Below are 10,852 nucleotides of genomic sequence, written 5' to 3'. Positions count from 1 at the left end.
CTGAAACCTGGTGAAACAGGCCGACGTTGGAGATCGGCGGTACACACGCGTCCACGCTCGGTCGGTATCGTGGTCAAGGGCCTCAACATCATTCACCTGACCGCCGAAACCCGATCGGTGGATTCAGGCTCAACCACCAAACACACACGCCTCGTCGCTCCGCTCCTCATCGGCTCAACCACCAACGCCCGGTCGATGATTGAGCCGGGACCGAGCATCGCGAGGACCCGAGTCGAAATCCGGCCAGACGAGAATGTCCACGCCCACGTCACTCGAACCGCGACGCTGCGGTGCGAATCGACTCCTCGGCCTCTCGGACGATCCTCGCGACCAGGTCTCCGGCTGTCGGGATGTCGTCGATCAGTCCTTGGACCATGCCCACAGTCCAGATCCCGGCCTCTGGATCGCCCAGTTCGTAGACGGTGCGCCCCCGGGCACCGGCGACGAGGTCCTTCACATCGGCGAACTGCCCGCCGTCGTCGAGGATGTCGACGACCTTCGTACTGACCGAGTTCTTCGCCACACGTGCGGTGTTGCGCAGCGGCCGGAAGATCAGCTCGGTGTCACGTTCGTCCGCGGCGACGATCTGTTCCTTGATCGTCTGGTGGATCGGCGATTCGGTGGTGCACATGAATCGCGTCCCCATGTTGACGCCGTCCGCGCCCAGCACCAACGCGGCCGCCAACCCCTGGCCGTTGGCGAAACCACCCGAGGCGATCACCGGAATCGACAGCTTGCGGGTCGCGGCCGGGATGAGTACCAGCCCCGGGATGTCGTCCTCGCCTGGATGACCGGCACACTCGAAACCGTCGATGCTGACCGCGTCCACACCGACCTTCTCCGCCTTCACGGCGTGACGGACGCTGGTGCACTTGTGAAGCACCTTGACCCCGTTCGCCTTGAACTCCTCCATGTGGGGCTCGGGATTGGAGCCTGCGGTCTCCACCACAGTGATCCCGGCGTCGAAGATGACGCGCCGGTACTCGTCATATGGGGGCGGTGTGATCGAGGGGAGGATCGTGAGATTCACGCCGACCGGCCTGTCTGTCAGCGCCCGTGCCCGTTCGATCTCCTGGTAGAGATCAGCCGGTGTCGGCTGGGTCAGCGCGGTGATCATACCCAGGCCGCCCGCCTCGGAGACCGCGGCAGCCAGTTCTGCGCGGCCAACCCACTGCATGCCGCCTTGAACGATGGGGTGCTCGATTCCGAGCAGTTCGGTGAACGGGGTGTTCAACATTGCGAGAAGCTCCTACTCGTAGGTTTCGCCACGGTCGGCCTTGACGATCAGGGACTGCGGGAGCTCGAACCGAGGACCGTATGCAGCCGCGAGTTCCCGTGCACGGGTCACGAACCCGGCAAGTCCACCGGCATACTGGTTGACGTACTGGATCACTCCGCCGGTCCAGACCGGGAAGCCGATTCCCAGAATCGAGCCGACGTTGGCATCGGCGACGGAGTCGAGCACGCCTTCATCGAAGCAACGGATGGTCTCGAGCGCCTCGGCGAACAGCATCCGCTCCTGCAGGTCCCCGAAGGGGATGTCGGCGTCGGGCCGGGTGAATCGGTCACGCAACGCCGGCGAGATCCCGACTCGCTTACCCGCATCGTCGTAGTCATAGAACCCGGCGCCGGTCGAACGGCCCTTGCGCTCGAGGTCGTCGACCAGGATGTCGATGACCTTCTCGCTGCCGTGCTCGATCCAGGTGCCGCCGTCGGCCTCGATCCCGGCACGCGTCTCCAGACGGAGCTTCTGGACCAGCGACAAGGTGAGTTCGTCCATCAGCTGCAGGGGGCCGGCGGGATAGCCTGCCTGCAGTGCGGCCTGCTCGACCGTGGCCGGGTCGACGCCCTCCCCGACCGCGGCGGCGGCCTCGTCGGTGAAGGTCATGATGACGCGGCTGGTGAAGAAGCCACGACTGTCGTTGACGACGATCGGGGTCTTACGGATCTGCAGCGTGAAGTCGAAGACCTTGGCCAGCGTCTCGGCCGACGTGTGCGCTCCGGTGATGATCTCCACCAACGGCATCTTGTCGACCGGGGAGAAGAAGTGGATGCCGATGAAGTCGTCCTGTCGCGCCACGCCTTGGGCAAGGGTGGTGATCGGCAGGGTGGAGGTGTTGGACCCGAGGACGGCGTCCGGCAGGACGATGCTCTCGACCTCCTGGAAGACCTGCTGCTTGAGCTCGACGCTCTCGAAGACGGCCTCGATCACCAGGTCGACGCCGGAGAAGTCGGTGGCGTCGACGGTCGGGGTGATCCGATCGAGCAGCGCCTGCGACTTCTCCGCGCTGGTCTTCCCCTTCGCCAGCGCCTTCGCTTCGATCTTCTCGGCGTATGCCTTGCCACGTGCGGCGGCATCGAGGGTCCTGTCCTTGAGGATCACCTCGATGCCGGCTTTGGCTGCGACATAGGCGATTCCGGCACCCATCATCCCGGCACCGATCACGCCGACCCGGGTGGTGACCTGGCGTTCGATCCCTTCCGGCCGGCTGGAGCCGGCGTTGATCGTCTGCATGTCGAAGAAGTTGGCCTTGATCATGTTCTTGGCGACCTGCCCGGTCACCAGGCTCACGAAGTAGCGGGTCTCGATCTGCGACGCCGAGGCGAAGCTCAGCCCGGCGCCCTCGACGGCGGCAGCAACGATGGCGCGCGGCGCCTCGAGCGGTGAACCCTTGAGCTGACGGCGCAGATTCGCCGGGATGGCCGGGAGATTCGCGGCGAACGACGGCACCGCGGCCGTTCCTCCGGGAACCCTGTAGCCCTTGACGTCCCACGGCTGTACCGCGGCCTCGGTGTTGGCGAGCACCCACGCCTTCGCCGCGGGGAGAAGCGCCTCGCGGCTGTCGACGAGTTCGTCGATGACACCGAGTTCGCGGGCCTGCCGTGCGGTGTAGCGGGTACCGGTCAGCAGGAAGCTCGTCAGCGCCTTGTGGATTCCGAGGAGACGGACGGTGCGCACGATGCCGCCGGCACCGGGCAGCAGCCCCAGGGTGACCTCCGGCAGCCCGATCACAACGGAACGATCGTCGACGGCGATGCGATGGTGGCAGGCGAGGGCGATCTCGAGGCCGCCGCCCAACGCGGCACCGTTGATCGCCGCGACCACCGGCTTGCCCAGGGTTTCGAGTCGCCGCAGCTGATCCTTCAGCCCATTGGTGAACTCCGTCATCCGCGCCGCTGCCGAGGGCTCGGTGGTGATCAGGTCACCCAGGTCACCTCCGGCGAAGAAGGTCTTCTTCGCCGAACGGATCACGACACCGGCGATGGTGTCACGCTCGGCTTCGAGCCGTTCGACCGTCGCGCGCATGGACCGGACATACGCGGCGTTCATCGTGTTGGCGGAGTGGTCGGGATCGTCGAGGGTGAGAACGACGATCTTGTCGGTGTCCTGCTCCCAGGTGATGGTGCTGATATCACTCATGATGTATGTGTCCGTTACCTTCTCAGAGACGTTCGATGATGGTGGCGATGCCCATGCCGCCGCCGACACACAGGGTGATCAGGCCCCGACGCCGATCGCGGCGCTCGAGCTCGTCGAGGACCGTACCGACGAGCATCGCGCCGGTCGCACCGAGCGGATGCCCCATCGCGATGGCACCACCGTTGACGTTGAGCTTCTCGTCCGGGACGTCGAGGTCCTTCTGGAACTTCAGGACGACCGACGCGAAGGCCTCGTTCAGCTCGTACAGATCGATGTCGTCGACGGTCAAACCCGCAAGCGCCAACGCTTTACGTGCAGCGGGCGTGGGACCGGTGAGCATGATCGTGGGGTCGGCACCGGTCACCGCGGTGGCCACCACCCGACCGCGCGGGGTCAGCCCGAACTGCCGGCCTGCGCGCTCGCTACCCACGAGAACCAACGCGGCGCCGTCGACGATGCCGGAACTGTTGCCGCCATGGTGGACGTGGTCGATCTTCTCGACCCGCGTGTATTTCTGCATGGCGACCGCATCGAATCCGCCCGCCTGGCCCAGAGTGGCGAAGCTCGGCTTCAGGCCGGCGAGGGCCTCGACCGTGGTGCCCGGCCGACGGTACTCATCGTGGTCGAGGACGGTGACCCCGTTGAAGTCCTTGACCGGCACCACCGAACGACCGAAATATCCTTGTTTCCAGGCATTCTCAGCCAGCTGCTGCGACCGCGCCGCATAGGCGTCGACGTCCTCGCGCGAGAATCCCTCCACCGTCGCGATCAGGTCGGCACCGACACCCTGAGGGATGAAGTACAGGTCGTAGTTCGTGGTCGGGTCGTTGAACAGCGCACCCCCGTCCACCCCCAGCGGCAGGCGCGACATGGATTCGACGCCACCGGCGAGCACGAGGTTCTCGAACCCGGAACGCACCTTGTGGGCGGCGAGATTGGTGGCCTCCAGCCCCGACGCACAGAACCGGTTGATCTGTACACCCGCGACCGTCTCCGGCAGGCCCGCGACGAGTGCTGCGGCCCTGGCGATGTCGCCACCCTGATCCCCGACCGGCGATACGACCCCCAGCACGATGTCGTCGATGGCAGCGGGATCCAGATCCGGGAGACGTCGCTTGATCTCGTCGATCAGGCCGACGACGAGATCGACCGGTTTGACGCTGTTCAGCGATCCGTTCTTACCCTTCCCGCGGGGCGTACGGATCGCCTCGTAGATGAATGCTTCTTGCGACACGCGTGTGCCTCCAGTTCGGTGGGATACCCACATGAATCGTTGTGACCTGGGCGGCAAGGAATTCGGTGCTCGAACTCACAGTCGGATTCGAACTCGCAAACAGTGCCGCGGACGAGTGGACGAGTGGTCGGTGTCCGCACGTTACTATAAAGTCGTACATGCTGTTCGGTCAATTCCAGGCCGGTGACACCACACTGTCGAAGGACCCCCGTGAACGAGAACCCACAACGCCACACCGACGACGAGATCCTGCACTGCGTGATCAGCGATCCGACTCGGGGACACAGCCTTTCCCGCGAGAACATCGAGGCCGCAACCAAGATCCTGCGTGATCAGGCATATCCCGCAGGCCCCATCAGGGTCGTGGTCGTGACCGGCGCACAGGGCACATTCTGCAACGGCGGCGACGTCAAGGCGTTCGGTGACGCCGAACCGCGCAGTGTCTTCGTTCACGAGCTGGCCGAGTGTTTCCACGACTTCGTCTCCGCCCTGACCACCGCGTCCGTTCCGGTGGTCGCCGCGGTCGAGGGATGGGCGGCAGGTGCGGGGATGAGCATCGCCTGCGCGTCGGACATCGTCGTCGGCGGGCCCTCGACACGGTTCATCACCGCATACGGTGGGATCGGCTTCTCCCCCGATGGCGGGATGACCTGGTCGCTACCCCGCCTCATCGGACTGCCACGGGCCCTCGACCTGCTCCTCACCAACTCCCCAGTCGGCGGCGCCCGCGCATTCGAGTTGGGGCTGCTGTCCCGGCTCGTGGACGACGATCAGGTGGTCCCCACCGCATGGACGATCGCCCGCCGACTCAGCGCCACATCCGCGCCCGCCGCCGCCGCGACCAAACGACTTGTCCGCGAAGGCCAGAACGCGCGGTTGACCGACCAGCTCGACGCCGAGGCGGACTCGGTCGCACACCTGGCCGACTCTCCCGACGGACGCGAGGGTGTGTCGGCGTTCCTTCGTCAGGCGCGTCCAGAGTTCGCGTGAACGCGCGACGCGGTGGCCGGCCGATCGCGCCGACGCGGTGGCCGGCCGGTCGCGCCGATGAGGCAGGCGAAGCGCCTTCGCCCAACCGTCCGCCGCCCGCCGTGCAGCCGCCCCGGCACGCCTCACCGTCAGGGATCCAGAACTCGAACATCATGTACGATGAATCATCGAACACACTGTCCGAGATGTGGCTCCCGGTGCCCGTGACGGGACCGCACGGCCACACCAGGACCGCCGCACTCGCAGCGATTCGTCAGGCCGCACCAGAACCGTGGTCGACGACCTCACAGGTCGGGCCGTGCGGTCGAGTGGTGCGCACCCTGATCCCCTCGTCATCCACCGAAACCCAGTCAGGAGAACATCAGTGACCACGACTTCACCTTCGCCACGGACCGTCTACGAGCCCGAGCACGAGCAGTTCCGCGAGACCGTGGCAGGCTTCATCAAGACCGTCGTCGAACCGAACTTCGAGCGATGGGAGAACGCCAAGATCGTCGATCGCGACTTGTTCAGTTCCGCAGGCGAAACCGGGATGCTGCTGTTTCCCACGCCGGAAATCTACGGTGGTGCCGGAATCGACGACTTCCGGTTCAATGCGATCGTCAACGAGGAGTTCGGACGCGCAGGCCTCGCCTCCGCAGGCCTGGGAATCGCCCTCCAGAACGATGTGGTCGGTCCGTACATGCTGGATCTGACCACTGACGAGCAGAAGTCACGGTGGCTACCCGGCCTGACCGCGGGAACACTCATCGGGGCCATCGCCATGACCGAGCCCGGCACCGGAAGCGACCTGGCCGGTATCCGGACCCGCGCGGTCCGCGACGGTGACCACTACGTGCTCGACGGCGCCAAGACATTCATCTCCAACGGCCAGAACTGCGACCTCGTCGTCGTCGCGGCCCGGACGAGCGATGACACACACAAGGGCCTGACCCTCCTGGTGGTCGAGGCGGGGTCCCCCGGTTTCGCCAAGGGCCGGAACCTCGACAAGCTGGGGCTGCACGGTCAGGACACCAGCGAGCTCAGCTTCACCGATGTCCGTGTACCGGTCAGCAATCGGCTCGGCGACGAGGGTGAGGGCTTCTATCTCCTCATGCGGAATCTCCCGCAGGAACGTCTGTCGTTGGCGGTCACCGCGGTCGCCGCGGCCGAGGGCATGATCGCCCGAACACTCGACTACGTCCGTGAGCGCAAGGCCTTCGGGAAGCCGATCGGCTCCTTCCAGAACAGCCGGTTCCTGCTGGCCGAGCTCACGACCGAGGTCGACATAGCACGGGTGTTCGTCGATCACTGCGTCGATCTCCACTCCCGCAAACAACTCACGGCTGTCGAAGCGGCCAAGGCCAAGTGGTGGGCCTCGGAACTCCAGGTCCGGGTTGCCGACCGCTGCCTGCAGATGCACGGCGGCTACGGCTACATGAAGGAGTACCCGATCAGTCGCTCGTTCGTGGACGCACGAATCCAGACCATCTACGGCGGTACCACCGAGATCATGAAAGAGATCATCGGGAAGTCGCTGGGGCTGTAGAGCCCGGGACCGGCAGAACGATGACCACGGCAGAGACCGCAGTGAGAAACGACTGGATATCGGGATATCTGGGGATGCGCGTCGAGCGCGGCACCGACGACACGGCGACCATGACGGTGCCGGTGGACGAGCGACTCGACGATGACGCCTTGGGAGTCCATCCCGTGGCGCTCCTGATGGCCATCGACATGGCTGCGGGCCTGTCAGCCGGCTATCTGGCGCTGCCGCGATGGACACTCACGGTGGACATGTCCATCGCCTTTCTTCCCGGGCCTGTCCGCGGTGAGCTCCGTGCGGTGGGAACACCCACGCACATCGGCGGGCGCCTGGGGTTGGCGGAGGTGTCCGTCAGCGACGGCGACGACCGCACCATCGCCATCGCGTCGGTCAACCATGCGTTGGTACCGACCCGGGGCGCGATGCCGTTCGTGGACATGCGACCTGGCGAGGTCACGCTTCCGAAGCGCCCCGACTGGGCCCACGAGTCCGCTCGGGACCTGTACCGACCCGAACGGGTTCCGGGTCAGGAGCTGTCGTCGGCCCGACTCCCCCTGACGGACGCGACCACGAATCCCTGGGGGCTCTTCCACGGCGCGGTCCTCGGCCATCTCGCCCTCGACGCCGCCGGTCGCGCGGGGATCACGCGACCAGAATCGCTGACCATCAGGTTCTTGCGTCCAACCCGTGTCGGTCCCGCGCACGCTGCCGTCGTCTCCACGACCGTCGGCACCGGTGGCACCGTGTGCGTCGTCCACCTCACCGACACCCACGACGACACCCTCACGTGTCTGGCCCACGTACGCGGTCGGTGAACCACCGGAACCATCCCGATCCCCACTGACGACACGAGGGTCGGAAGGCCACCACCACCAGCCGGATCTCCGGGTCTCCCGGTCGACGGCACGACCGGCCGGGAGACCTATACTCATCCGGTCGGCAGGAGGTGCACATCAACGGCCAGGATCGACAGCAACAGATCGTACGTGGCGCCGCTGAGTTGTTCAGAAAGAACGGCTACCAACAGGTCTCGCTCAAAGACCTTGCCGCCGAGGTCGGTATCACCGCCCCGGCCCTGTACAAGCACTTCTCGGGCAAGGGCGAGATCCTCCACAGTGCCATCGCGTGGGGTCTCGACGAGGTCCTCCACGCCGTCGCCCCGTCGGGTCGGCCGGTGTCCTTTCACGAGTCGATCGTGGGCCTGGCCGAATCGGCGATCGAGCACAAGAACCTGTGGATTCTGATCCACCGCAATCTGGGCAACCTCGACGCGTCCGCCCAGGAGGGTGTGCGCCGGAGGCTGAGGGAGATCCGCCTCGCGATCCGAGGGGCACTGGCTGCCGAACAACCGGAGGCCCCCGCCGAGGATCTGGATATCCGGTCGCGAGCGGTCATCGCCTGCATGACCGCACCGGCGGGCTACCCGCTCAAGGTCTCGCGCACTGCGCTGACCAGGAACATCGTGGTTGCCGCGACGAGGGCGGGGGCCGTCGAACCCCGGATCGACAAGTCCTCGCTCGGGCCGGTGGAAGTGCTGTCACCGTTCCAGCCGCGGGCGTCGCGCAGGGAGCAGATCCTCGCGTGCGCAGCGGACCTCTTCGCCCAACATGGTTACGACGCAGTGGCAATTGCCGACATCGGTGGCGCGGTCGGCATATCCGGACCGAGCGTGTACTCCCACTTCGCCACGAAGACCGAGATCCTTGAGACCCTGATGCGGCGCGCAGTGGGCTGGATCGAGTTCGATCGCGCACTGGTGTTGGCCACGGTGTCGGAACCACACGACATCTGCGTGATGTGGTTCCACCGGTATGCACAGATGGCGACACGACACCGGGCGCTGTTCGTCATCTACACCGACGAGATCCCGAATCTGACCGACACCGAGCGTCGGTGGGTGGAGAGATCGCACCACGACTATTTCAGCTCGTGGGTGAACATGGTCGCCGAGGCAACAGGACTGAAGGATTCCGAGGCCCATGTGATGACCGCCTGCGCGCTGAGCGTCATCAACGAGTTGTCCGGCTCGGCGGCACCGTACCCCGATGGCGATCTCACGGCTCTCGTGGCGAATATCGCGCTCGATCTGCTGTCGCCACAGGCCTGAGGGACGCGGACGGCGTATCCGGGTCGGCAACGGCGACCCGACACCGTCCACATGTGTGTCGCCGCAGTGATTCCCGACGACGAGGCGGCCCGCACACCGGATGGAGAACCGGATGAGCGGGCCGCCCCACACGTCAGGAGACCGGATCACCCTTGCGAGCGCCAGTCACCACGTCCCAGCAGCGACAGCAGATACTGTCCGCCGATTCGTTCACCTCGTGGGGGAAGTGCGCCGTACTGCCGCATCATGTCCGACAGCTCGTACTGTGCGAGGTAGTCCGACAGCAGCCCGTCCTCGAATCCGAGGAAGATGTCGCATCCGAAGGTCTCCGCCCGCCGATCGGTTCCGAACTTCGCCGGCGCGGTGGCCCGCTGCAGGAACAGGAACAGGGCCCGCCCGTCGTCGGGTGCCGTGAAGAACTGCACCTCTTCGAACTCGACATCTGGCATGACCTTCCAGATCATGTCGGTGTAGGTCCGCAAGTCGTCTCGCCCTTCGATGACCTTGGGCCAGAAAACCGTGTCGTTCCAGCGAATCTCGGGATGGACCAGCTCCAGCACCCGTTCGGTGTCGTGCGAGTTCCATGCATCCGCCCAGCGGGATCCGAAATCCCGGAGGAAGTCCGCGGTCTGCTTCATCGTGCTCTCCTTCGACCCTGCTCGTACTCGACTGTGACGGCGGTCCGACGACTACTTGCCGAGATTCTTGTACGCGTTCCCGATCCGGTCGACGACCGAGTCATGCCAGATGACCTCTCGGTAGGCGAGGGTTTCGTAGGTGAGTGCGCTGATCGGATCCATGGCGGGCGACCGCAGCATCATCTCCTTGTTGTTGGCCGCGGACTCGGTCGTCGTCTCGGCGATCGATTCCGCGAGCCGCGTCGCCTCGGCGACCACGGTCCCGGTGGGCACAAGCCGGTCGAGCAGGCCGATCCGCGTGGCTTCCTGCGCGTCGATCCTGTCTCCGGACAGGGTCAGCAGCTTGGCCTGACTCAGCCCGACGATCTTCCAGAGCGGTGAGAAGTACGGAGTGAGGCCCATCTTGATCTGCGGGAAACCCATCACGACATTCTCTGCGCCGATACGGATGTCACAGAACACCGCGATGTCGCAGCCTCCGCCCAGTGCGGGCCCACCGACGGCGGCGATGGTCGGCTTGGCATAGTCGAGCAGCGTCCCATAGGCGCGGAGACACGCTTTGGAGTAGGCATCGCGCCGTTCCTTGTTGGTGAACATCGACTGGAGTTTCAGGTCGAGACCTGCACAGAACACGTCCTCGCCGCCGGTGATGACCACGCAGGCGACGTCGTCGTCGTCGCGCCACTCGTCGAGGCAATCACTCAGGTCGGCGAACAGTTCGAGGCTCAGGGCATTGCGCCGGTCGAATCGGCTGAACGCGATGGTGCCGACGCCGTTCGACACGAATGCGTTGATTTCGGTGTAGGTGGTCACGGTTACTCCTAGGTGAATTTTGGTTAGGTTACAGATTCGAGGACAACAGCGAGAACTGCCGCGAAGTCAGCGTGCGTAAGCACAGTATAACCCACTAGATCGAACATGCTGTTTCATATATGGT

The 10,852-nt window shown here is 65.2% G+C and carries 9 protein-coding genes; 4 read left to right on the top strand and 5 right to left on the bottom strand.

Annotated elements, in window-relative coordinates; genetic code table 11:
• Positions 1–268 precede the first annotated feature (268 nt).
• The 3 genes from ACWDUA_RS08305 to ACWDUA_RS08295 are packed head-to-tail and all read right to left on the bottom strand — an operon-like array spanning position 269 to position 4,655.
• Positions 269–1,237 carry an NAD(P)H-dependent flavin oxidoreductase gene (locus ACWDUA_RS08305; protein ID WP_449750531.1) on the bottom strand — a complete coding sequence of 323 codons (969 nt, stop codon included), beginning with the start codon at positions 1,235–1,237 and terminating at the stop codon, positions 269–271.
• A gap of 12 nt (positions 1,238–1,249) precedes the next feature.
• Positions 1,250–3,421: a 3-hydroxyacyl-CoA dehydrogenase NAD-binding domain-containing protein gene (locus tag ACWDUA_RS08300; RefSeq protein WP_449750530.1), complete on the bottom strand. Its 2,172-nt coding sequence runs from the start codon at positions 3,419–3,421 to the stop codon at positions 1,250–1,252.
• Positions 3,422–3,443: 22 nt separating this feature from the next.
• Positions 3,444–4,655 (bottom strand): acetyl-CoA C-acetyltransferase, encoded by a 1,212-nt coding sequence (locus ACWDUA_RS08295; protein ID WP_449750529.1) that lies wholly within the window; start codon positions 4,653–4,655, stop codon positions 3,444–3,446.
• Positions 4,656–4,865: 210 nt separating this feature from the next.
• Here ACWDUA_RS08295 and ACWDUA_RS08290 point away from each other — a divergent pair, with 210 nt between their 5' ends.
• The 4 genes from ACWDUA_RS08290 to ACWDUA_RS08275 all read left to right on the top strand — a co-directional run bounded on the left by ACWDUA_RS08290 (position 4,866) and on the right by ACWDUA_RS08275 (position 9,277).
• The gene (locus ACWDUA_RS08290; RefSeq protein WP_449750528.1) at positions 4,866–5,645 is read left to right on the top strand and encodes an enoyl-CoA hydratase/isomerase family protein; all 780 of its coding nucleotides are present in this window, start codon (positions 4,866–4,868) and stop codon (positions 5,643–5,645) included.
• Positions 5,646–6,009: 364 nt separating this feature from the next.
• Positions 6,010–7,173 (top strand): acyl-CoA dehydrogenase family protein, encoded by a 1,164-nt coding sequence (locus ACWDUA_RS08285; protein WP_449750527.1) that lies wholly within the window; start codon positions 6,010–6,012, stop codon positions 7,171–7,173.
• Between the two features lie 20 nt (positions 7,174–7,193).
• Positions 7,194–7,985, top strand: a complete 792-nt coding sequence (locus tag ACWDUA_RS08280; RefSeq protein WP_449750526.1) for a PaaI family thioesterase — start codon at positions 7,194–7,196, stop codon at positions 7,983–7,985.
• A gap of 131 nt (positions 7,986–8,116) precedes the next feature.
• Entirely contained in the window at positions 8,117–9,277 is a 1,161-nt protein-coding gene (locus ACWDUA_RS08275) for a TetR/AcrR family transcriptional regulator (protein WP_449750525.1), read from the top strand.
• Between the two features lie 146 nt (positions 9,278–9,423).
• Here ACWDUA_RS08275 and ACWDUA_RS08270 read toward each other — a convergent pair whose 3' ends face one another.
• Positions 9,424–9,915 carry a nuclear transport factor 2 family protein gene (locus tag ACWDUA_RS08270; protein ID WP_449750524.1) on the bottom strand — a complete coding sequence of 164 codons (492 nt, stop codon included), beginning with the start codon at positions 9,913–9,915 and terminating at the stop codon, positions 9,424–9,426.
• A gap of 51 nt (positions 9,916–9,966) precedes the next feature.
• A complete protein-coding gene (locus ACWDUA_RS08265; RefSeq protein ID WP_449750523.1) occupies positions 9,967–10,728 on the bottom strand; it encodes an enoyl-CoA hydratase/isomerase family protein in 762 nt (253 codons plus the stop codon).
• Positions 10,729–10,852 lie beyond the last annotated feature (124 nt).

This window comes from Gordonia sp. NPDC003376 (genome assembly GCF_053589235.1).
This window is presented reverse-complemented; position numbering and strand designations above follow the sequence as displayed.